This window comes from Williamsia muralis, from assembly GCF_002735905.1.
Taxonomy (GTDB): domain Bacteria; phylum Actinomycetota; class Actinomycetes; order Mycobacteriales; family Mycobacteriaceae; genus Williamsia; species Williamsia muralis_A.
In genome coordinates this window covers 1129154-1151727 of record NZ_PEBD01000010.1, presented here as the reverse complement: position 1 = coordinate 1151727, position 22574 = coordinate 1129154, and the positions used below count along the sequence as shown (strand labels likewise).

General features: G+C 65.0%; 18 protein-coding genes. 5 read left to right on the top strand and 13 right to left on the bottom strand.

Going from position 1 to position 22574, the window contains the following annotated elements:
• Positions 1-46: 46 nt before the first annotated feature.
• Both CSW57_RS18865 and CSW57_RS18860 read right to left on the bottom strand, forming a co-directional pair.
• Positions 47-700, bottom strand: a complete 654-nt coding sequence (locus tag CSW57_RS18865) for a response regulator (RefSeq protein WP_030164214.1) — start codon at positions 698-700, stop codon at positions 47-49.
• Positions 697-2724, bottom strand: a complete 2028-nt coding sequence (locus CSW57_RS18860; protein ID WP_189339320.1) for a sensor histidine kinase — start codon at positions 2722-2724, stop codon at positions 697-699. Before CSW57_RS18860 ends, CSW57_RS18865 begins: the two co-directional genes overlap by 4 nt.
• 185 nt (positions 2725-2909) lie before the next feature.
• Between CSW57_RS18860 and CSW57_RS18855 the strand changes: the two genes are divergently transcribed.
• The 3 genes from CSW57_RS18855 (at position 2910) to CSW57_RS18845 (ending at position 6277) form a co-directional block, all read left to right on the top strand.
• The gene (locus CSW57_RS18855; protein ID WP_223249343.1) at positions 2910-3593 is read left to right on the top strand and encodes a hypothetical protein; all 684 of its coding nucleotides are present in this window, start codon (positions 2910-2912) and stop codon (positions 3591-3593) included.
• A 174-nt stretch (positions 3594-3767) separates the two neighbouring features.
• A complete protein-coding gene (locus CSW57_RS18850; RefSeq protein ID WP_099384092.1) occupies positions 3768-6086 on the top strand; it encodes a carbon starvation CstA family protein in 2319 nt (772 codons plus the stop codon).
• Positions 6086-6277 carry a YbdD/YjiX family protein gene (locus CSW57_RS18845; RefSeq protein WP_062800843.1) on the top strand — a complete coding sequence of 64 codons (192 nt, stop codon included), beginning with the start codon at positions 6086-6088 and terminating at the stop codon, positions 6275-6277. The genes CSW57_RS18850 and CSW57_RS18845 overlap by 1 nt, the downstream gene beginning before the upstream one ends.
• Positions 6278-6281: 4 nt before the next feature.
• Here the strand turns inward: CSW57_RS18845 and CSW57_RS18840 are convergent, their stop codons facing one another.
• Complete coding sequence (locus tag CSW57_RS18840) at positions 6282-6812, bottom strand: hypothetical protein (RefSeq protein ID WP_143696581.1); 531 nt, start codon at positions 6810-6812, stop codon at positions 6282-6284.
• A gap of 46 nt (positions 6813-6858) precedes the next feature.
• A complete protein-coding gene (locus tag CSW57_RS18835) occupies positions 6859-7944 on the bottom strand; it encodes an NADH:flavin oxidoreductase/NADH oxidase (protein ID WP_099384090.1) in 1086 nt (361 codons plus the stop codon).
• A 136-nt stretch (positions 7945-8080) separates the two neighbouring features.
• Here CSW57_RS18835 and CSW57_RS18830 point away from each other — a divergent pair, with 136 nt between their 5' ends.
• Together CSW57_RS18830 and CSW57_RS18825 are read left to right on the top strand one after the other, a co-directional pair.
• Positions 8081-8962: an alpha/beta hydrolase fold domain-containing protein gene (locus CSW57_RS18830; RefSeq protein ID WP_099384089.1), complete on the top strand. Its 882-nt coding sequence runs from the start codon at positions 8081-8083 to the stop codon at positions 8960-8962.
• 138 nt (positions 8963-9100) lie between these two features.
• Positions 9101-10561: a family 43 glycosylhydrolase gene (locus tag CSW57_RS18825; RefSeq protein WP_099384088.1), complete on the top strand. Its 1461-nt coding sequence runs from the start codon at positions 9101-9103 to the stop codon at positions 10559-10561.
• Between the two features lie 16 nt (positions 10562-10577).
• Here CSW57_RS18825 and CSW57_RS18820 read toward each other — a convergent pair whose 3' ends face one another.
• The 9 genes from CSW57_RS18820 to CSW57_RS18780 form a co-directional block, all read right to left on the bottom strand.
• Positions 10578-11636 (bottom strand): glycerophosphodiester phosphodiesterase family protein, encoded by a 1059-nt coding sequence (locus CSW57_RS18820; protein WP_370624011.1) that lies wholly within the window; start codon positions 11634-11636, stop codon positions 10578-10580.
• Positions 11637-11765: 129 nt separating this feature from the next.
• The gene (locus tag CSW57_RS18815) at positions 11766-13958 is read right to left on the bottom strand and encodes a sensor domain-containing protein (RefSeq protein ID WP_099384087.1); all 2193 of its coding nucleotides are present in this window, start codon (positions 13956-13958) and stop codon (positions 11766-11768) included.
• Positions 13959-14136: 178 nt separating this feature from the next.
• Positions 14137-16521, bottom strand: coding sequence for an ATP-binding cassette domain-containing protein (locus CSW57_RS18810; protein ID WP_099384086.1), 2385 nt, complete (start codon positions 16519-16521; stop codon positions 14137-14139).
• 133 nt (positions 16522-16654) lie between these two features.
• Complete coding sequence (locus CSW57_RS18805) at positions 16655-17065, bottom strand: VOC family protein (protein WP_189339319.1); 411 nt, start codon at positions 17063-17065, stop codon at positions 16655-16657.
• 5 nt (positions 17066-17070) lie between these two features.
• Entirely contained in the window at positions 17071-17520 is a 450-nt protein-coding gene (locus CSW57_RS18800; protein ID WP_099384084.1) for a helix-turn-helix transcriptional regulator, read from the bottom strand.
• A complete protein-coding gene (locus CSW57_RS18795; protein ID WP_370623984.1) occupies positions 17517-19643 on the bottom strand; it encodes a heavy metal translocating P-type ATPase in 2127 nt (708 codons plus the stop codon). The genes CSW57_RS18800 and CSW57_RS18795 overlap by 4 nt, the downstream gene beginning before the upstream one ends.
• 112 nt (positions 19644-19755) lie before the next feature.
• Positions 19756-20409: a DUF305 domain-containing protein gene (locus tag CSW57_RS18790; RefSeq protein WP_099384083.1), complete on the bottom strand. Its 654-nt coding sequence runs from the start codon at positions 20407-20409 to the stop codon at positions 19756-19758.
• An 89-nt stretch (positions 20410-20498) separates the two neighbouring features.
• Positions 20499-20924: a DUF6153 family protein gene (locus tag CSW57_RS18785; RefSeq protein WP_099384082.1), complete on the bottom strand. Its 426-nt coding sequence runs from the start codon at positions 20922-20924 to the stop codon at positions 20499-20501.
• Between the two features lie 77 nt (positions 20925-21001).
• Positions 21002-22435, bottom strand: a complete 1434-nt coding sequence (locus tag CSW57_RS18780; RefSeq protein WP_189339318.1) for an HNH endonuclease signature motif containing protein — start codon at positions 22433-22435, stop codon at positions 21002-21004.
• Positions 22436-22574 lie beyond the last annotated feature (139 nt).

The window sequence follows — 22574 nt, the reverse complement described above, 5'->3', positions numbered from 1 at the left end:
GATGCGCTAATTACTTGATGCCCTCATATATGCAGAGTGAGTCGCGTCAGGCGGGCTGCCCTCCCACACCTGCGTCCCTCGCCCTGGCCACCGCCTCCGCCCTCGTCCGAGCACGCATCTTGGCCAGGATCTCACTGACCCGGTTGCGAACGGTTTTCTCGGACAAGAACAACCGGCGGGCGATGGCAGCGTTGTCCAAACCCCGTGCCATCAGTTCCAGGACTTCGCGCTCGCGGCTCGTCAGCTCCGGAAAAGCTTGGGGTCCAGCACTGTTCGGGGCCATCGCCGAGAAGAACCCGACCACCTGTTCGGCGACGCGGGGTCCGAAGACGGCCTCCCCCCTGGCGACCGCCGCAATCGTGCGGTGCACATCACCGGCTTCGGCTTCCTTGAGCAAATAGCCTCGGGCGCCGGCCCGCAGAGCCGCGAAGACCGAATCCGGGTCCTCGCTCATCGTCAGGACCACCACTGCGACGTCCGGATATCTGTCCACCACCCGCGCCGTGGCCGCGAGTCCACCGATACCCGGCATCCGCAAGTCCATGAGCACCACCTGCGGCCGTAGTTCTTCGACAGCCCGGAGCGCCGACTCGCCGTCGGCGGCTTCCCCGACGACCTCGACGTCGTCCATCGCCGACAGCACCGCGAGCATGCCTGCGCGAAAAAGCGCATGGTCGTCTACCACGAGCACCGATGTCATTGACGCACAGCCTCTCTCGGGACAGCCGCGGACACGACGGGCACCACCAACCGCACCACTGTCCCTCCCCCTTGGGCGGCAAGGTGTTCCACGCGGCCACCCACTTCGGCGGCACGCTGCCGCATGCTCATCAAGCCCACGCCAGGTGTCGGCCGGCCGGGCATTCCTCGGCCGTTGTCGCTCACCCGGAGTTCGAGGTTCTCATCGTCGCATTCCACGTCGATCCTCACCCGTGACGCCGCACTGTGGTGCACCACGTTGGTGACCGCCTCGGCGGCGATGGTGTAGGTGGCGACCTCCGCTGCTGCAGGCAGTTCACCCATATCATCAAGCTGCACAACACCTTCGATGGCACCGAGACCGTCCACGAGTTGACGCAGCGCCTGTGCCAGTCCCAGCTGATCGAGGACCGGCGGCCGCAGACCACGAGACACCGCACGTACCTGGACCACGGCTTCGCGGACCCGATCCCGGATCCCATCGGCCTTGTCCGCATGGGCATCATCACCCTTTCGGCGGAGTTCGGCAGCCAGTGCATCCATCTGCAGGGCAATCCCTGCAAGACCCGGGCCCACCCCGTCGTGCAGATCATTGCGCAGCCGTCGTCGTTCCTCTTCCCGGGCCGCGACGATACGGGCACGCGAGTGCTCGGTCTCGGCCACCAGCGACGTGGCATAAGCCATCATCGCCGCGTGTGCCGCGACCTGTTCGAGGAGTCGGCGTTCTTCAGCGCTGAACCCCTCACCGACGCGCCGCGGTGCGACCTCGAGCTGACCGACTCTGCGTCCCAGCGCAATTGCGTCGATGGTGACCACGTGGGCAGGCCGAATCCCATGTTCGGCCCGCACCACACCGTCGAAGGCCACGTACGGCATACGCAACTCCGTGCGCAATGCCGAGATCAAGTCGGTCAGCGCTGCTCGCGGCTCCGACGACAGCGTCACCGCCTCGGAGATCCGCGGCGCAAGGGTGCGGCTGCCGCGCAGTTGCGGGAACCACCAGTTGTCGATGACCCGTTGCAGCACGGCGCGGACGGCAAACGCTCCCAGCACAAGCACCACCACAAGGGCGATTCCGGCCCGCGATCCCGCCAATTCTGGATCCAGCCGCCACAGCATCAGGCCGCCGCCCGCGGCCACCAGAGCGACCACGAGGACCAGCACGATCGAACGACTCAGAGCGAACTCGGCGTCGACCAGACGAAAACGCAGGGTTGCCGACACGACCGCCACCGGGGGCGCCAGCAGCGCGATGACAAACGCCGCGTTGCCTGGCCCGGTCTCGCCGAGAAGGAGCGCCAAGATGAGCGCGCACGCCATGACGATGCCGCCGACCATGAACCACTGCAACTGCGCCCGCTGCACCCCGACCGCGCGTCGTGTCCGCAACACCAGCGCGACCACCGCGAGCGGCGTCGCCGCCGCCAGGCAATAAAAGGAACTCACCAACGTCACGTAGTTCAGCGGCTCCAGCACCTCGATACCGATGGGGTTCTGCACAGCCGCGTCGACATCAGCACGACCTGGAACCACCATTCGCGCGCCGACGGCCGCCATCGCGGCCGAGAGCGCGGACATCGCCAAGATCTTCTCGGGCCGCGACCCGAATCCGCCGTCGGGGAACATCAGTGTGAGCAGCGGGAGCACAACGAAGTAGACGCCGAAGCCGAACATCGAAATCCAGTCGGCCACCGCCGAACCCGGCAGCGGCGAGACTTTCGCATTCCAGACGCTGTACTGCCCGAGGATCAGGTAGACACTGATCAACCCTGTCGACACCAACAGCCAGCCGCAGCGATTTCGCGGCTGGTGCCACAGCAGCACAACACCCGCCACAGGCCATACCGAACCGAGCACGAGATCACTCGCGAACATCGGCTCGGCAGTCACACGTTCGGTGAGTTCATGGTGGAGCACAAGCGCGCCCACGATGCACGTCACCGCGCCGACCCCCAGCACCAGCGCGATCCGGCGAAGCGCGGAATCACCGATCTTGTCGACGAGACCGTGGGCAGTAGCTCTCACCAGGTCATCGTGGCACGCCGATTCGCAGAAAACCGCTGCAGACGCGAACTTCCCGGCAACCAGGGACCGGCGTCCCTGTCGGCCGGGACACGTCCCCCCAGACAGTTCTGTCATGCCCATTCCCGACAGTTCCACCGACAACGCGGACGGAATCGGCCCGCACCCCGAGAAGAAGGAGAAAAACGATGACCACACCCACGACACAGGCATTGGCCGACACCACGGAGACAGCGACGAGGGGACGCTGGCCGTGGTTGGGCGTGGCTGCCGGAATCGGCGCATTGGCAGCCACTCTGGCCTTCGATCTTCATCCCGAGTGGGACGAGAACACGCCCTACAACGCGGACATTGTCGACGATGTCAGTAGCGGTAAAGCCCACGCATCGATCATCACCGGCTACCTCACTGTTGCCCTGCTCCTGGTGCTGGCCGCCGCGTGGAAGCGACACGTCGAACCCCGGACCCCGTCGAGCACCGCAGCGCGCGTTGTCCCTCTCGGCTTCACCGCATCGGCGGGTGCCCTCTCCCTGGGTTACGGCTGGAAAGGCGCGATGGGTCTGTACAACGGCGGCTCCGAGGACGACGCCTTCGACAAGGCGGGACTGTACGTGCTCTACGTTCTCAACGACTTCGGCTCGTTCATCGGATACCTCGGCGTCACGGTCGCTGCGGGCGCCGTCGCCTGGATGGCATTCGGCGAGCGTCTGGTCTCTCGCTGGATCGGGGTGGTCAGCGCGCTGGCGATACTCCCCGTCATCGTCACCGTCGGCGCATTCGGGCTGCCCGGATTCCCGGGTGTGGTGAGCGGGGTCTGGCTGGTCATCGCGTTCGGTGGGCTCGCGCTGGGAAAGAGCACCATCAACCGGTGAGTAAGGTCGTTCGGAACGGAAAAGGGGTCTGAAAATCACTGTTCCTTGCCGGGCGTAGAGTGACCGGCGCCACACTGGTCCTTGAACCCATGGGTCAGGGTGGCGCCGGATCCAGCGCTTGCGGCAGACAGCAGGCGTGAATCCTCCTACCGCCCACAACGCACAGGAGCCACGGTGACCGCCACTGCAGAACGCGACCGAGATCCCCACATCGATCTCATCCGCACCGACCCCGATCTTCCGCCCGTCGCCATCGTCGACCGAAGTCCGATGACCGTCGGCAAACGCATCATGTTCGCGATCATTGCGATCATCGGGGCGTGCGCCTGGGCGATCATCGCCTTCGTCCGCGGAGAGACGGTCAATGCGATCTGGTTTGTCATCGCGGCACTGTGCACATACGTGATCGGCTACCGCTTCTACGCGCGCCTCATCGAGATGAAAGTCGTTCGGCCCCGCGACGATCACGCCACCCCGGCCGAGGTCCTCGACAACGCCCAGGACTACATGCCCACCGACCGGCGGGTGTTGTTCGGGCATCACTTCGCAGCCATCGCCGGCGCTGGGCCACTGGTCGGCCCCGTCCTCGCGGCGCAGATGGGCTACCTGCCCGGAACGATCTGGATCATCATCGGCGCAGTGTTCGCCGGCTGCGTCCAGGACTACCTGGTGCTGTCGATCTCCACGCGGCGCCGCGGCCGCAGCCTCGGCCAGATGGCCCGCGACGAACTCGGTGACATCGGCGGATTCGCGGCGATGATCGCCGTATTCGTCATCATGATCATCCTGATCGCGGTCCTGGCACTCGTTGTGGTCAACGCGCTCGCCGAGAGCCCGTGGGGTGTGTTCTCGATCGCGATGACCATCCCCATCGCCTTGTTCATGGGTTTGTACCTGCGGTTCCTGCGTCCCGGCCGGGTGTCAGAAGTGTCGCTGATCGGTTTCGTGCTGCTGATGCTCGCGATCATCTCCGGCCGATGGGTCGGCGAGTCGAGCTGGGGCGCAGACTTGTTCAGCCTCTCGCCCGTGTTCCTGAGCTGGGCCATCGTCATCTACGGGTTCGCCGCAGCGGTGCTACCGGTGTGGCTGTTGCTCGCGCCGCGCGACTACTTGTCCACCTTCATGAAAATCGGCACCATCGTGCTGCTCGCGGTGGGCATCGTGATCGCACGACCGGTGATGCAGGCCCCGGCGGTCAGCGAGTTCGCACACAACGGCCAGGGTCCGGCCTTCGCCGGTTCGCTGTTCCCCTTCCTGTTCATCACCATTGCCTGCGGCGCACTGTCGGGCTTCCACTCGTTGATCGCCTCGGGTACCACGCCGAAGTTGCTGGAGAAGGAGAGCCAGGCACGCATCATCGGATACGGCGGCATGCTGACCGAATCCTTCGTTGCCATCATGGCCCTGATCACCGCCTGCATCCTGAACCAGCATCTGTACTTCGCGATGAACGCGCCGAAGGCACTGACCGACGGGACTCCGCAGGGTGCAGCTGACTACGTGAACGGCCTCAATCTTCCCGGGGATCCTGCCACGGCCGCACAATTCGAGCAGGACGCGAAGGCTGTGGGCGAGAGTTCGGTGATCTCCAGAACAGGCGGGGCACCCACGTTGGCGATGGGTATGGCCGACACCATGCAGCGCGCATTCGGCGGGGAGTCGTTGCGTTCCTTCTGGTACCACTTCGCGATCATGTTCGAGGCCCTGTTCATCCTCACCACCGTCGACGCCGGAACGCGCGTGGCCCGGTTCATGCTCTCGGACGGGCTGAGCAATGTGAAGGGCGGCAAGCGATTCAAGGATCCGTCGTGGCGACCGGGCGCGTGGCTCTGCACCTTCATCGTCGTCGCGGCGTGGGGCTCGATCTTGTTGATGGGTGTCACCGACCCGCTCGGCGGCATCAACACCCTGTTCCCGCTGTTCGGTATCGCCAATCAGTTGCTCGCGGCCATCGCACTGACGATCGTGCTGGTGATCGTCCTCAAGCGCGGGCTGTTCAAGTGGGCGTGGATTCCCGGCATCCCACTGGCGTGGGACCTGATCGTCACGATGAGCGCCTCATGGCAGAAGATCTTCTCGAGCAATCCCGCCATCGGGTACTGGCAGCAGCACAGCGATTTCCAGAACGCGAAGGATCGCGGGGAGACCGCTTTCAAGACCGCCAAGAACGTCGGCGAGATCGACGCCGTCATCCGGAACACCTTCATCCAGGGCACATTGTCCATCGTGTTCGCGGTACTGGTGCTGATCGTCGTCATCGCGGCAGCGTTTGTGTGCGTCAAGGCGATTCGGGCAGGAGGACTGCCCACCACGGAGGACACCCCTGTGGAGTCGAAGAGGTTTGCCCCCCGCGGCCTGATCGCCACACCCACCGAGAAGCAGATCGAGCAGGAATGGGCCGAGTTCGAGAAAACCGACAGGGTCTCAACGGCGTCTGCGACGGGTGATCCGAACGGGCACGGTACGAGCAAGGGAGCGAGGCCGGCTCCGTGATGGACGTACTCCGCCGCGGCTCAGACGCGGTGCGCTGGTACGTGGGAGCGATGATGGGTGACAGCGATTACCAGCGCTACCTCGCCCATCACCGGGCCCACCACCCGGCCGATGTCCCGATGACCGAGCGCGATTACTGGCGTACCCGGTACCGCGATCAGGACCGGAATCCGCAGGGCCGCTGCTGCTGATCCGTCAGTCCGGTCGGGTGGCGAAGAAGCGGGCGAGTTGTTCGGTCCAATATCGGTCGTGTCGCTGTTCGACCGCTCTGCGGGTCGCCTGCCGAATCACAACGATTCCGCCTACGCCCACCAGCATCGCCAGTAGCACCGCCGGTCCCACTCGTGGGATCGGTCCCCCGAAGGCAGCACCGGCCGGTGCCCAGTCGCCGTTCTCGTCGACGGGGATGTCGCGGCTGCGGCCCGCGGGCGTACCTGCCGGCACCGCGATCACACCGTCGCGTCGTTGCGACTCCCACTCCCAGTGCGCCCGGACCGCCACCGCCGGGGTACCGATCGTCTGGGCGGTGGCGGGCATGGCCGCCTCGTCGGTCACCGCTCGCACAGCCGCCACCGGCTCGGCGACCGGCGACCGTTCGGCCATGTCCCACACCAGAACTCCCGTGAGCACGGACAGCATGCAGGCAACCACCACGCAGAACGCCGACACTCGTCGTAGCCGTCGTTCGAACCGATCGACGGGGCGGCTCAAAAGATCCGGGGACACCTACTCGATTGTCGGGATATCGCGTGCGGGCGCAACCCGGGATCGATCAGCGCCAGGCGCCCCGCGTGTACTGCGGCGGGTATGGGGCCTCTCGCCAGGTCAGACCCAATTCGTGCGCCGCGCGCAGCGGCCACGCCGGCTCACGGAGACCAGCTCGTGCCAGCAGTACAGCGTGTGCAGACTCTGCCGCGAGGATCTTCTCCGCCTGCCCCGGCTCGGTGATCAGGCCGACCGCCGCAGTGGGAACACCCGACTGCTCGAGAATGGCCTTGGCGAAGTCGACCTGGTAGCCGGGGCCCACCGGAATGTCTGCCAGGACATTCCCGCCACTGGAGACGTCGATCAGGTCGACTCCCAGCGATTTGACGACTGCGGCCAGCCGAGCGCTGTCGTCCACCGTCCACCCACCCTCTGTCCAGTCGGTCGCCGAGAGCCGCACGAACAGGGGCTTCCGGTCAGGCCACACGCGACGGACGGCTTCGACGACCTCGAGCAAGATCCGGGTGCGGCCTTCGAAATCGCCGCCGTACTCGTCCTCGCGGATGTTCGACAACGGCGAGAAGAACTCGTGGAGCAGGTACCCGTGAGCAGCATGGATCTCGACGACGTCGAAGCCGGCCTCATGTGCCCGGGACGCCGCGGCGGCAAACGCATCGACTACGCGCGCGATGCCATCGCGGGTCAGCGCCGACGGCGTGGCGTAGCCCTCGAATACAACAGCAGACGGGGCGCTGGTCACCCAGCCTCCGTCTGCGTCGGCGATGCTGCCCTCGGCGTCGGCCATCGGGGCGTACGTCGAAGCCTTGCGGCCTGCGTGCGCCAGTTGGACGCCGATCGCCGAACCCTGCTCGTGCACGAAGTCCACGATCCGACGCCATCCTGCCGCCTGTTCGTCGTTCCAGATACCGGCGTCCTGGGGGCTGATCCGCCCGTCGGGGGTGACTGCGGCAGCTTCGGTGAGAATCAGGCCGAACCCGCCGGTGGCCCGGGCGCCGAGATGAACCAGGTGCCAGTCCGTGGGCACGCCGTCTTCGGCAAAGCAGCTGTACTGGCACATCGGTGCTAGCCAGGCGCGGTTCGCGATGGTCAGATCGCGCAGGGTCATAGGCGTGAAGAGTGCTGGTGTGGTCACGCCACACATCAACCGCCGAGGCCAGGTGCCGATTCCACGACCCACCCGACCGTGAGATAGGTCTCGCCGGATCATCAGCAAAATCTCACACGTTGCTGCAGGTTGAACACAGGTCCACGGTCTAATCTCGACACAGATGAGTATTCAGATGAAAGCACTGTCGACGATGCTGAGGCTGAACGGGTTGTCCCTCACCAGCACCGCGGAGCGCGCACGCCGACAGATCTACCGGCCCAAGAAGGTCGTGTCGCCCCCGGAATCGATGTACACCTCGCACATCGTCAAACGCCGCTCGATCGGCGGCTTCCGGAGTTACAGCGTCACCCCGCGTCGCATCCGCCCCCAGACCACGGTGCTGTACTTCTACGGCGGCGCGTATGTCAGCGAGATCAGTGCCCAGCATTGGGCTTTCATCGCGCAGCTGGCCGACGCCGGCATGCGGGTCGAGGTGCCGATGTACGGGCTTGCTCCCCGCTACGACCATCGGGACGCCCTTCCGTTCATCACCGCGGTGTATCAGCGACTGGTGACCGAACACCCCGGGTCGCCCATCGCACTGGTCGGGGATTCCGCCGGCGGCGGCCTGGCGCTTCTGATGGCACAGACCGCGCGCGACCTGAACCTGCGCCCGCCCGGGCGCCTGATTCTCATCTCGCCCTGGCTCGACCTCTCCCTCAGCAACCCCGACATCGCTCGCGTCGAGCGTCATGACCCATGGCTCAACCGGTCGACGTTGGACATGGCAGCACGGGTGTGGGCTCCCGACAAACCACTGACGCACCCGGAGGTCAGTCCGATGTACGGGGACCTCGGCGGGCTCGCCCCGACGACGGTGCACATCGGCACGCACGACATGTTGTACCCGGATGCCCTGCGGTTCCACGAGCAAGCGAGCGCGGCGGGTTCGGATGTGGAGCTCAACACCTGCCCCTCCGGATTGCACATCTACCCGCTGACACCGACCCCTGAGGGCCGCGCTGCCACCCGGTTGATCATCGAGACCCTGCAGTTCGTCTGACTTCGCCGCGCTGTGCGCATAACCGGCCGAACACGGTTTCGTCACAGCACGATGTCGCAGCGTGGCTGAAGTCTCAACCTCAACTTGAGCTGGATATGTTTGCCGCGACCTGAATGGTGAGTTGTGGCGAGGAGCGACATGCACGCGTGGGGGGCTCCGGCCGCTGAACCGATCGATTCGAGCACGAGGCAGGCAGTCGGACGCCGTTGGGCCAACGCCTGCCGTATCGCGGTTCCCGCTCTCCTGGCTCTGATCGTCGTGATGCTCGCGCCGGTACCGTCCGCGACGGCGCAGTCGATCGTGCAGCCGGTGGCGGCCGACCCGACCGTGATCCGCGCGCAAGACGGCCGGTATTACATGTACGCCACCGCCGACGACTGGGGCGATGGCCAGGGCGAGCACAACATGACCGTGTTCACCTCGTTCGACCTGGTGGACTGGAAGTACGTCGGCGATGTGTTCGACGAGGCGCCCGGCTGGCATCCACCCGGCAGACTCGCCTGGGCCCCCGACATCTCGGAGTCGAACGGCACTTTTTCGCTGTACTACGCGCTCTACGACGAGAAGAACCCCTGCATCGGCCTGGCAACCGCACCGGGTCCGACAGGACCGTGGACCGATCTGGGCCATCCGGTGTTCTGCGCGCAGGACGTCGGCGTCGGGGGCACCATCGATCCGTTCCTCTGGGACGACGGAAAGACGAAGACCATGTTCGTCGGCAACTTCCACGGCGTGTACGCGATACCACTCAACCCGGAGGGAAATGCTCCGGCCGGTGCCCCGGTACGGGTGGCCGACGACCGGTTCGAAGGCCCCGAGGTCATCTTCCGCGACGGCTACTACTACCTGTTCGTCTCGGCGGGCAACTGCTGCAACGGCGCCGACACCGCATACCGAGTTCTTGCCGGCCGTTCGCAGTCACTCACCGGACCGTACCTCGACCGCAAGGGCGACGACCTGAACGCCGGCGGTGGCGCGCTCATCCTGGCGGGCAGTCAGGCATGGGCCGGCCCCGGCCACAACACCGTTGTCACCGACGACGCAGGAGCGGATTGGATTGTGTATCACGCCGTTCCACGCGATGATCTCGAGTTGCCCAGTGGCGCCCAGCGACGTGAAGGGATGATCGACCGCATCGTGTGGGCCAACGGCTGGCCGGAAGTCGGCGACGGCTCGCCCGCATCCACGGGGCCGGCCTCTCCGCAGACCAAGCTGCCGGTGCAGGTCCGACTCTCCCCGGAGACACCGACCGAACTGCCCGAGGGCGGTGGTCCCCTGAACGCGAAGCTGATGGTTTCCGCACCCGCCGACGCACCCTATGTCGGGCAGGTGTGGGTGGATGTGGTGCAACCCGGCAGCGCAACCGGCACAAACGTTCTCGCTCCGATTCCGGTGGACCTCAAACCCGGACAAACGATGGAGCAGACGGTCACGTACACGGTTCCAGCGGAGGCCGCCGCCGGGATCTATGGCATCTTCGCCTACGCGGGCGCGACCGTCGATGCGCCGGTCGAGTTCGGGACGGTCACGGCCACCAAGGCGGGGAACTCGGTCGGCAGTGGACTTGCCGGGCTGTCGACGTCACTCGACAACGCATAGGACAACCGCCAGAGAACTACGCGGGCGAAGGCAAAGTCATCCCCCGGGTGGCCATGACCTCTCGCAGGCGAGTGGGGTAATCGGTGATGATGCCGTCTGCACCCGCTTCGATCTGCGCCTCCATCACGGCGGGATCGTTGATGGTCCAAGGGATCACGGCCAGCCCGGACTCATGCGCTCGGGACACGAAGTCCTCGTCGGCCACCAGCGTGTAACCCGCGGGCGGTACCTGTCCGTCGGGGTACGGGTTCACATAACCGGGCGACAACACCGTCACACCGTCGATCGATGAAGCCCCTTTGATCACATCGCCGCCCACCGCGTCGAAGTCAACCGGGCCGAGCCACTGAGAATCCTTCTTCCATGTGGTCTCATCCCAGAGCGCCACCAACGGAATGCTCGGCTCGGCGTCGTGCACCAGCGGCAGTGTGCGCCAGTCGAAGCTCTGAATGCTGACCCGGCCAACCATGCCTGCCTCTTTCACCGCCGCCAAGGTGACACCGACGAACTCCTCCGGTGTCGCCGAGTCTGTGCGTTTCTCCGCCTCGATCTTGGTCTCGATGTTGAACCGCACCGCATCGGCGCCCCGTGTCTCGACGAGGGTGAACAGTTCCGGCAGAACCGCGATCTTGTTTCCGGCCACCGGCTGCGCTTCCGGGTAGCCGGCGAGCACCTTGTCGCAGTTGAGAGTTCGTATCTGCGCGAGGGTCAGGTCGTGGACGAGGTCGCCGACGTACGGGAACTGCGGATCGCCCGGTGTCGCCGCCGCGGTGTCCGCGCATTTGGTCTCGTCTATTTTCGGATCGTGCCAGATGAGCGGCTGGTTGTCCTTGGTCAGCACGATGTCCAACTCGAGGGTGCTGACCCCGAGGGACAGGGCCTGGTCGAACGCATGCAGCGATTCCTCGGTGTACTCGCCGCGTCCGCCGCGATGTGCCTGCAAGTCAAAGGATCTCGGCGACTCCGCTCCGGATGCCGATTGCACGGTCGTTGCACTCTCGGTCGAATCGGCCGAGTCGTTGCCACACGCGACCAGTCCCAGTGTCGCGACCATCGCGGCCATCGTTGTCGCCAAGAGATTGTTTCGCACACCGATCCCATCGCCTTGTTATCTGGTACCGCGAAAACCTAACGCACGGGCGGTTCCTGGGCAGGGCGAGCAGAGCTGAGTTCATCTCCTGTTGGCGTCGAGTCCTACGGCTTGTCACACGACCGCTGACCGCAACGTTGCCGTCACGTCCTCCGCGGCCGAGGGCCGGCCGAGGTGGTAACCCTGCGCATAATCCGCACCGCACGCCCGCAGAGCCTCGAGCTGCTCGGCAGTCTCCACACCTTCGCCCACGACGGTGACGTCGAAAGCTCGTGCCAGGCCCACGATCGCGGACACGATCGCCTCCGGTCGAGCACCCGGAAGGTCTGCGATGAACGACTTGTCGATCTTGAAGCACTCGAACACCGGATAGCGATCCAGGTAGTAGATCGAGCTGTGGCCCCTGCCGAGGTCGTCGAGCAACAGGGACACCCCCATGTCGTGTAGCTCGGTGAGTGTGCCTGCCACCCTTGCGGTGTCGGACACCCACACCGTCTCGGTGATCTCGAGCCCGAGTGCGGATGCTTCGAGGCCGGTCGCGGCCAGCACCCGTGAGACCACCCGCGGAAAGGCCGGGTCGCGCAATTGCAGCGCGCTCACGTTGACCCGGATCGACACCGTGGTGAACTCTCGCCACCTGGCTGCCTGCGCACACGCCTCGGCCAGCGCCCACGTCCCGAGATCTGTTGCCAATCCTGTTCTTTCGGCAACAGCCACGAACTCCACCGGACTGACCGGGCCGTGTACGGGATGGTTCCATCTCGCGAGTGCCTCGACCGCGACGATCCGTCCCGACTCGATCTCCACCAGTGGCTGATAGTGCAAGGTGAGGTCGCCGCGTTCGAGCGCCGACCGCAGGTCGATCGACAACGACCGGATCCGCTCGGCGTCGTACACGTCGTCATCATCGTAGACCGCATGGCCACCGGCGCCCATGTCCTTTGCCCGGTACATCGCGAGATCGGCCCGGTGGATCAATTCCCGCCGGGAGGAGCCCGGTTCGCTGACGGCGACACCGATGCTGGCACTCAACGGCGTCGGCGCACTGCCGTGCGCGTAGGGAGCGCCCAGCAGCTCGGTGATGGAATGCGCGATCTGCTGCGCCTCGGCGATGTCGCGCACCTCTTCGCAGAGGATCAGGAACTCGTCGCCTCCGAGTCGGGCCACCACATCCTGTTCTCGCACAGCGGTTCTGAGTCGCTGGGCGAACCTGACGAGGGCGAGATCGCCCGCCTCGTGCCCCAGGCTGTCGTTGATGAGTTTGAAGTCATCGACATCCAGGAGCAGTACGGCGACGTGGGTATCGGCGGCGTCTGCCCGTTCAAGGGCTTCGTCGATGCACGCATAGGCCAGAGCGCGATTGGGGAGGTCGGTGAGAGGGTCATGCATGCTGCGCTGGCGCACCTGACGGTCGAGCTCGATGCGCCGGATGGCCGCGGAGAGCACATCTGCCACGGTCTGGAGGAACGTGATGTCGCGATCGGCATAATTGCGCGCGTCGGCACTGTGGACAGAGAGCGCTCCCCACGGTGCGGTGGCGCCGGCAATGGGTATGCCGACACCACTACGCAGGCCGTAGCTCTTCATCACCTCTGTGGGAAAGCGGGTCTCTGCCAGGCGGTCCGAGCACACCACCACATCGGCGGTGCTCAAGGTGTAGCCCATGAGCGAGTGATTGCCCGCGGGCACGTCGAAGCCGTCTCCCCGCGGACCGGTGACCGCCTCGAGGCTCAGACGTGTGTTGTCCGACTCACGCACCCGGGTGACCATGGCGGTTTCCACCCCGACCAGCGTCACCGCAGCCGCGGTCGCAGCGGTCAGCAGATGAGGGAGTTCGGCCTCCAGCGCGAGCCGGCTCAGCTCGGCGACGGCCTTCTGTTCGGCGCCGAACTGAGCTGCAGCGTCGGCGACCTCGCGCAGCCGACGATCACGTTCATCTCCCCGGCGGCGGTCACGGACGATGGTTGCGATCACCGACGGCTGGCCGTCAGACCGCTCCACCACAAAGGTCGTGACTGTTACCGCGATGGGGGCACGGGTGTGGAAGTGCTGCAACTCACTGCGACCACGCCAGTATCCCCGTGACCTCAGGTTGTCCTCGACCTCATCGGAGATCGACAAGCCCGCCGGTGTGAAGAAGTCTGCCGTGAACAGTTCGCGTTCCGGTGATTCGGCCAATCCGACCAGTCGCCGACCGGCCGGGTTGACGTAGACCACCCGTCCTGAGAACTCGGACACCACGATCAGGTCGGGAGACAACTCGAGGATCGCACGCAGGATCTGCGGGTCGTCCACGAATCCGGCCATGCGCCGCCCATTCCTTTCCGACGCGCATGTGGCCCTGCGGGCAACGATTCCACGGGCCGGGATCGAGCGCGAGCACACCGTGTGCGACTGATCAGATCATCGCACACACCTAACACGTTGTTACGGCGCGCGAACCGGCCCCCGACGCCCAGTCGAGTGTCCGGGTTCGCGGCACGTTTCAGGCGCCGACGTACGCCGCGAGGTGTTCGCCGGTGAGGGTGGACCGTGCCGCGACGAGGTCGGCGGGTGTGCCCTCGAAGACAACCCGGCCACCATCGTGACCGGCCCCCGGCCCGAGATCGATGATCCAGTCCGCGTGTGCCATCACGGCCTGGTGATGCTCGATGACGATGACCGATTTCCCCGATTCGACCAACCGGTCGAGCAGGCCGAGGAGATTCTCGACGTCGGCGAGGTGCAGGCCGGTAGTTGGTTCGTCGAGCACATAGATCCCGCCCTTGCCGGCCATCTGGGTAGCCAACTTGATCCGCTGCCGTTCACCGCCGGACAACGTGGTCAGCGGTTGTCCGAGCTTGATGTAGCCCAGCCCCACGTCGGCCAACCTGTCGAGGATCTTGTGCGCCGCAGGCAATTTCGCATCACCATCGCTGAAGAACGCTTCCGCCTCGGCCACCGACATGCCCAGCACTTCGCTGATGTCGCGTCCGCCGAAGGTGTATTCGAGCACCGCGGCCTGGAACCGCTTGCCGTCGCACTCCTCGCAGGTACTGGCCACCCCGGCCATCATCGCCAAGTCGGAGTAGATGACGCCCGCGCCGTTACAGGTGGGGCAGGCGCCCTCGGAGTTGGCGCTGAAGAGCGCCGGCTTGACCCCGTTCTCCTTTGCGAACGCCTTGCGGATGGGGTCGAGCAATCCGGTGTACGTGGCCGGGTTACTTCGCCGCGACCCCTTGATCGGGGCCTGGTCCACCGAGATCACCTCGTCGAGACCGGTCACCGAACCCTGGATGAGCGAACTCTTGCCCGATCCGGCGACCCCGGTGAGGACAACGAGCACGCCGAGGGGGATGTCGACGTCGACCTTCTGCAGGTTGTGAGTATCGGCCCCGCGTACCTCCAGAGCGCCCGACGGTTCACGCACCGAGGGCTTCAGCTGCGCCCGGTCGTCGAGGTGATGCCCGGTCAGGGTGTCGCTGGCCCGCAATCCCTCCACAGTGCCCTCGAACATCACCTGACCGCCTTCGGTGCCGGCGCGCGGACCGAGATCCACCACGTGGTCGCCGATCGCGATGGTCTCCGGCTTGTGCTCCACCACCAACACGGTGTTGCCCTTGTCGCGCAGCCGCAGCAGCAGACCGTTCATGCGCTCGATGTCGTGCGGGTGCAGCCCGATCGTCGGTTCGTCGAAGACGTACGTGACATCGGTCAGCGATGACCCGAGATGCCGGATCATCTTGGTGCGCTGCGCTTCTCCCCCGGACAAGGTGCCTGAGGGACGGTCCAGTGAGAGGTAGCCCAGCCCGATCTCGACGAACGAGTCGAGAGTCTGCTGCAGGTTGGACAACAAACCGGCCACCGACGGCTCGTCCAGTCCACGTACCCACTCGGCGAGATCGCTGATCTGCATCGCACAGGCATCGGCGATGCTGATCTTGTTGATCTTCGACGAGCGGGCCGCTTCACTCAGCCGCGTGCCATCGCATTCCGGACACGTCGCGAAGGCGACCGCCCGTTCGACAAATGCTCGGATGTGCGGCTGGAGCGCGTCGATGTCCTTGGACAGGAACGACTTCTGCATCTGCGGAATCAACCCCTGGTAGGTCAGGTTGATGCCATCGACCTTGATCTTGGTCGGTTCCCGGTAAAGCAGGTCGTTCAACTGCTTCTTGGTGAACTTGCTGATCGGCTTGTCGGGGTCGAAGTAGCCGCAGCCCCGAAAGATTCGGCCGTACCACCCCTCCATGCTGTACCCGGGAATGGTGATGGCGCCTTCGTTGAGCGACTTGTCGGCGTCGTACAGCGCGGTGAGGTCGATGTCGGACACCGCCCCCCGCCCCTCACACCGCGGACACATGCCACCGGTGATGCTGAAAGTCCGCCGCTCCTTGGTCTCCCGTCCCCCACGCTCGATCGTCACCGCACCCGCACCGGAGATCGACGCGACGTTGAACGAGAAGGCTTGTGGGGATCCGATGTGCGGTTTGCCGAGCCGGCTGAACAGGATTCGAAGCATCGCGTTGGCGTCGGTCGCCGTACCGACGGTCGACCGCGGGTCCGATCCCATCCGCTGCTGGTCGACGATGATGGCGGTGGTGAGACCGTCCATGACATCGACTTCCGGACGCGCCAAGGTGGGCATGAAACCCTGCAGGAAAGCGCTGTACGTCTCGTTGATCATGCGCTGCGACTCGGCAGCGATGGTGCTGAACACCAGCGAACTCTTGCCCGAACCGGAGACTCCGGTGAACACCGTGAGCCTGCGCTTCGGGATCTCCACGCTGATGTCTTTGAGATTGTTCACCCGGGCACCCTGCACGCGGATCAGGTCGTGGGTGTCGGCGATGTGCGGTTCCTGCGGTTGCGGGTTCTTGGTGGTGGCCATGCTGCTCCGGTCTCCATCTGTTGGCGCGACGTCGCGGCAGAGCGCCGACTCGGTCTAGTTTCGTACAGTGTACTGGGTTTCCCCCGCCCGGTGTGCCGGTTGAGGATCAGCGCGGGGTGAGCCGGCCGTCAGATCAGGAAACTTCCTGAATGCGGATCATGTTGCCTGCCGGGTCACGGATCGCGCAGTCCCGGATGCCGTACGGCTGTTGCGTCGGCTCCTGCACCACCTCGGTGCCGTTTGCCTGCACACGCTCGAACGTGTCGTCCAGGTCCTTGGTGGCGAGCAGCAGGCTCGCGTACGTGCCCTTGGCCATCATCTCGGTGATCGTGCGCCGCTCATCGTCGGTGATGCCCGGGTCGGCACCCGGCGGTGCCAGCACGATGTTGACGTCGGGCTGCCCCTTCGGTCCGACCGTGATCCAGTACATGTCGTTGTAGCCGACCTCATTGCGGACCTCGAAGCCGAGGGTGTCCCGGTAGAAGGCCTTGGAAGCCTCCGGGTCGGTGTGTGGAAGGAAACTCGAATGAATGTTGATGTCCATGGCGATCACGCTAGTTGCGACGTGACGCCTTTGGCTTCTCGATTCCTGATCGGTCTGGCCACCTTCTTCGTGACGCAGGACGGCATCCCTGCGGTCTCACCCGCAGCCTCACTCCGGTAGGTGCTCGGCGACTTTCCGACCAACTCGGTGAAGCGGGTGCTGAACGTTCCCAGCGACGAACAACCCACGGCGAAACACACTTCGGTGACGTTCAGATCGCCCCGCTGGAGTAGCGCCTTCGCACGCTCGATCCGCCGGGTCATCAGATAGGAGTACGGCGACTCGCCGTAGGCGAGCTTGAACTGGCGACTGAGATGACCAGCCGACATGTTCACACCTCGGGCGAGAGCCTCGACGTTCAGTGGGTCCGCATACTCGCGGTCGATCCGATCGCGAACGCGTCGCAGCAGAGCAAGGTCTCGAAGGTTCTGCGCTGCGGCGGAGTCGCTGGTCACAAGCGCGATGTTGCCATGTCTGCTCCACCTTGCCCAGCGTTCGCGGCCTTGGTCCCGGCATCGCGGGCGTCCGGCCGCAGATCCAGCCGACGCAGGAGCTGCGCGTTGAGTGCGACCACCACCGTCGACACCGACATGAGGATGGCACCCACAGACATCGGCAGCACGAACCCGATCGGGGCCAGCAGTCCAGCAGCCAGCGGCACGGAGATCAAGTTGTATCCCGCTGCCCACCAGAGGTTTTGCTTCATTTTCCGGTAGCCCGCCTTGGACAACTCGATCACCGACACGACCGAACGCGGATCGTCCCCGGCCAGGATGACCCCTGCCGATGCGATCGCGACGTCGGTCCCGGCGCCGATGGCGATGCCGACATCGGCCTGGGCCAGCGCGGGCGCATCGTTCACCCCGTCACCCACCATGGCGGTCGTGCGTCCGGCGCCCTGCAATTCTTCGACCTTCGACGCCTTGTCCTCCGGCCGAACGTCGGCGAACACGCGGTCGATACCCAGCTCGGTCGCCACCGACCGGGCCACCGCTTCGGCGTCACCGGTGATCATGACAACCTCGATGTCGAGTCGATGGAGTGCCGCAACGGCTTCCCGCGATTCCGACCTGATGTCGTCGGCCAACTTCAGTGCTCCGACCACCTCGTCGTCGACGAGTACGTGCAGGATGGTGGCTCCGTCGGCACGCCATTTCTCGGCGGCCTCGACCTCGGAGTGCTGGTATCGCTCCAACATGCGCGGGCCCCCGACCCGGACATGCTGCCCTTCCACTGACGCCGACACCCCTTCGGCCGGCGACGCCCGGAACTGTTCGGCAGGAGGAACCTGCAGCTGTCGCGCCTTGGCGGCCTCGACGATCGCTTTGCCCAACGGATGCTCGCTGTCCGACTCCACCGCCGCAGCCAGGGCAAGCACTTGGTCCTCGGTCGACGTACCGAGTGCGTGGACCGCGACAACCGTCGGCTCCCCCTGCGTCAATGTGCCGGTCTTGTCGAACAACACCGCGTCGACCGACCGCATGCGTTCAAGAGCGAGGCGGTCTTTGACCAATACGCCTGCACGCGCCGCGCGCTCGGTGGCGATCGCCACCACGAGAGGTATTGCCAGCCCCAGAGCGTGAGGGCACGCGATCACCAGCACGGTGATGGTGCGCACCACCGCGTCGTCGGTGGATCCGAGAACCGACCAGACAATTGCGGTGAGGGCTGCGGCACCGAGCGCGTACCAGAAGAGCCACGCGGCCGCGCGGTCGGCGAGGCGCTGCGCCCGCGACGACGAGTTCTGCGCCTCGGACACCAGTCGCTGGATACCCGCCAGCGCGGTGTCGTCACCGATGGCCGTGACACGAACGCGCAGAGCTGAATCGGTGGCGACGGTTCCGGCCACCACAGCGTCCCCGACCGTCCGGCGGATGGTGCGCGACTCGCCCGTCACCATCGACTCGTCGACCTCGGCGGTCCCGTCGATGATCGTTCCATCAGCCGGCACACTCGCTCCCGGACGCACGAGAACAACGTCGCCGAGACGGAGTTCCGCGGGAGGTACGAGCACCGTGGAGCCACCGTCGACCTTCTCGGCCTCGTCGGGCAACAGTGCGGCCAGCGAGTCGAGTGCTGACGTGGTCTGTGCCAGCGAACGCATCTCGATCCAGTGCCCGAGCAGCATGATGACGATCAGCAGCGCCAGCTCCCACCAGAAATCCAGATCATGGTGCAGCACATCGAGGCTCGCGCCCCATGAGGCAACGAACGCGACCGTGATGGCAAGAGCGATGAGCAGCATCATTCCGGGGGCCCGCGAGCGGATCTCGCCGACCGCGCCGCTGAGGAACGGGCGGCCGCCCCACACGAACATGACTGTGCCGAGCACCGGCGAGATCCACGCGACAAACCCGTGGGCGGGTAATTCGTAGCCGATGAGCATTGCGAACATGCTCGAAAATCCGACGACCGGGACTGCGAGCGCGAGCATGATCCAGAACAGTCGGCGGAACTGTCCGACGTGATCGCCGTGGCCGGAGTGCCCCGCGTGTCCCTCATGACCACCCTGATGGTCCATTCCCTCATGCGCTGCGTGATGTTCGGCGTGAGCCGAGTGATTGTGCATCGTGTCCATGTCCCGAATATATACCCCCCAGGGGTATGTGTCGAGGAGTTGTCTCAACAACAAAGGCGCTCCCGCCGAAGCGGGAGCGCCTGTGCTGGATCTTTCGATTTCGTGTGTGCGGTCAGGACCGCTGGAGCGACTTCATGGTGTCGATCTCCTGCTGCTGAGTCGCCGCAATCGACGTTGCGAGTTGCTTGGCGGCCTGGTTCTCACCGTCAGAAATCTCGGCGTCTGCCATCTCGATGGCGCCGGCGTGATGTTCGATCATCATCGCCAGCCAGGCCTGGTCGAACTCCGTGCCATTCTTGGCCGCCAGGTCATTCATCTCTTGCGCCGACATCATTCCGCTCATGGAGTCGTCGCCGTGATGCATGTCGCCTTGATCTCCACCCTCTGAGCTGGGATCAGGCTGGCCCCACTGCTTCAACCACTGGGCGAGCTGTTCCATCTCCGGACCCTGAGCCGACTCGATGGCATCAGCGAGTTGGACGACCTCGGGAGTGGTGGTGCGACCCTCGACCAGTCGGGCCATCTCCACGGCTTGTGCATGGTGGGGGTACATCATCTGCGCAAACATCACATCGGCGTCGTTGAACGCGGCGGCCTGTTCCGAAGTCGGTGCCGACGGAGTGGCAGATGTGGCAGACGACTGGTGGGACATCGAGCCCATGTCGTGGTCACCGTTGTCAGAACTGCACCCCGCAAAAAGCAGGGTGGCCGACGCCGCAATGCCGACGAGCGCGAAACCGGTTCGGCGAGAACGTATTTCGTACATGGTTATTCCTTCGAATGTTGATAGGGATCGGCGTGCGAAACACACACGCCGTGACGAGGACTCACCCGCGGGAAACGGGCGGGGGTCCATCAGATCCTCAAGATCGACAACTTATCGAGGGAGGGCGCGGCCCAGGGTGGGGCGCGAGAGGCGTACCTGCCGTTGCCAGGAACATGGATTCGCGGTGCGGCGTCGGCGCCTTGGTGTCCCAGAAGCCGACGCACGATCAGCAACACCGACGCAACGGTTATCAACGCCATGCAGAGGGCCAAGGCTGTATGCGTCGTCCAGTGGGTGCTGTCGGCTGCCATCGCCGGTGGGGCCATGGTTGTGTGGCCCGCATGCTCGTGGTGGGTGGTGACTGCGGCATGCGCGCCTGCGACCCCATGCGCCGGTGCGTGCACCATGGGCACCGAGTGCATGAGGAGAACTGCCAGTAGCGCTGCAAACGCTGACGCCGCCACAGTGGCCGTTGAGCCGACAACGGCGGGTTCAGTGCGCTGCGTACGCGTCATCTCACCCTCCTCGTGTCGGTCCCAATCGACTATACCCCCGTAGGGTACCGAAGCAAGTAGGTCGACTTGGACTAGAGCTACTCTGTGGCTTGGCGTATCGCAGGTTGCGTAGCGACCTGTTGTCCGGCCCGCGTGTTGATCCAGATCTTCCGGTCGCCATTCAGGACCACTCGGATGATGCCCCGGGTTTTGAGGTCGTGGTGCTCTTTGCACAGGCACTCGAAGTTCGCTTCGATTGACCACCCGCCGGCCATGGGGTTGGCATGGTTGAACGGCACGATGTGGTCGAGCTCGCATTTGTCCGCGGGCACGAAACAGCCCGGATACCGGCAATGCCCATCGAGCGCACGCACTATTCGAGCCAGTCTTGCCCCGGGTCGATACCGCAACGCGCCCGGCGGCGGCACACTCCAACCACCGTGGCCATCCTGATCGGGTGGCGCCTTCAGGGGCGGCGGCAGGCCCAGGTTCTTCTCCCCCAACACGATTCGACTTCCGCCGTCGACCGAGCTCATCAACACCGCCGTGATGTCGTCACGGGTGATCGCCGCGCCTGCGGCAGTGGTGAATAAGTCGAGAAGTCCCGAGACTGCCTTTTCCCCGATCGTCACCAAACCCCGCCACCTGGACCGAGTCGCCAACGACCGCGACTGCTCACAATCGAGCGGCCCGTACCCGAGCAGATATCCCGGATTCGATGACAACCCCAGCACGGTCGGCAGATCAACCACCAGCTCCGTCCATGCGCGAGGAGCCGACCGCGCCGTCTTCTGCTCTGCATCGGGCAGGTCGCGCGTGTCTGGTTTTGAGCTGACGGCTGATTCTGCGGGATCCGACGTCTCGGCGGCAACGGCTTCAGTCTGGCCATGGCTGATTGCGATCGCATCGAGCACCGCGTCCACTTGTCCAGCCCGATCGTCCGGCGCCATTTCATTGAGCTGCGCTTTGACCCGGACCGCTTCTTCCGCAGTGCATGCGGTGATCAAACTCGCCATCCCACCCGCACGCCGACGCACCACCACCCGCCGAGCCGGATCGGCTACCTCGTCATCGTCCGCGGCCTCCGGCTCGAACAACATCAGATGACGATCCAGTTCTTCGGCAAATGAGTTGTCACCCAACAGCATCGCGTCGTCCGCGAGCACACCGTCCAGGTCCATCAGCGCGTCCCGGTACCCCCGCGACGCCCGGTGATGCAGCGCCTTGAGCTTGCCGATGCTCACCTCACCGGCATTAAACGCCTCTGCCAACGCCGGCAGGTGATCCAGCAACCGCCGGCACCGCAACAGATGGTCAGCCTGACCCGTGGAGCACCGCCACGCCACCGCGATCTCACAGGCCGCTGCCCGAGTGCCGTTCTCGTCGTCATTGCTGGAGACATACCGGTAATACTCGAGGCCGTCATCGAGCCGCCGCGCCCACGCTCGATTGACCTCACGAACCCCAGACTGCACCCGCGACAACAACTTTGACGCCTCAGCGTCCATCGTGGTGGCCCCCGCCCAACTCATGATTCGAATATACATTCGAGGTCTGACAAGTCTTTGCGTCGAACGTCCGTTTCGAGTTCAAGCGAGACTTCACCGAGTGTGTGCCCATAACGACGTCTGCGCTGCCGACCAACGCGGCTGTCTACGGCACGTGCAGAGC

What these genes read in the sequence shown, in the direction of transcription:
- CSW57_RS18810 (WP_099384086.1), bottom strand. Translation starts at nt 16,521, where the DNA reads ATGGCCACCACCAAGAACCCGCAACCGCAGGAACCGCACATCGCCGAC.
- CSW57_RS18825 (WP_099384088.1), top strand. Translation starts at nt 9,101, where the DNA reads ATGCACGCGTGGGGGGCTCCGGCCGCTGAACCGATCGATTCGAGCACG.
- CSW57_RS18830 (WP_099384089.1), top strand. Translation starts at nt 8,081, where the DNA reads ATGAGTATTCAGATGAAAGCACTGTCGACGATGCTGAGGCTGAACGGG.
- CSW57_RS18845 (WP_062800843.1), top strand. Translation starts at nt 6,086, where the DNA reads ATGGACGTACTCCGCCGCGGCTCAGACGCGGTGCGCTGGTACGTGGGA.
- CSW57_RS18785 (WP_099384082.1), bottom strand. Translation starts at nt 20,924, where the DNA reads ATGACGCGTACGCAGCGCACTGAACCCGCCGTTGTCGGCTCAACGGCC.
- CSW57_RS18865 (WP_030164214.1), bottom strand. Translation starts at nt 700, where the DNA reads ATGACATCGGTGCTCGTGGTAGACGACCATGCGCTTTTTCGCGCAGGC.
- CSW57_RS18815 (WP_099384087.1), bottom strand. Translation starts at nt 13,958, where the DNA reads ATGGCCGGATTCGTGGACGACCCGCAGATCCTGCGTGCGATCCTCGAG.
- CSW57_RS18855 (WP_223249343.1), top strand. Translation starts at nt 2,910, where the DNA reads ATGACCACACCCACGACACAGGCATTGGCCGACACCACGGAGACAGCG.
- CSW57_RS18805 (WP_189339319.1), bottom strand. Translation starts at nt 17,065, where the DNA reads ATGGACATCAACATTCATTCGAGTTTCCTTCCACACACCGACCCGGAG.
- CSW57_RS18790 (WP_099384083.1), bottom strand. Translation starts at nt 20,409, where the DNA reads ATGTACGAAATACGTTCTCGCCGAACCGGTTTCGCGCTCGTCGGCATT.
- CSW57_RS18780 (WP_189339318.1), bottom strand. Translation starts at nt 22,435, where the DNA reads ATGAGTTGGGCGGGGGCCACCACGATGGACGCTGAGGCGTCAAAGTTG.
- CSW57_RS18795 (WP_370623984.1), bottom strand. Translation starts at nt 19,643, where the DNA reads ATGGACACGATGCACAATCACTCGGCTCACGCCGAACATCACGCAGCG.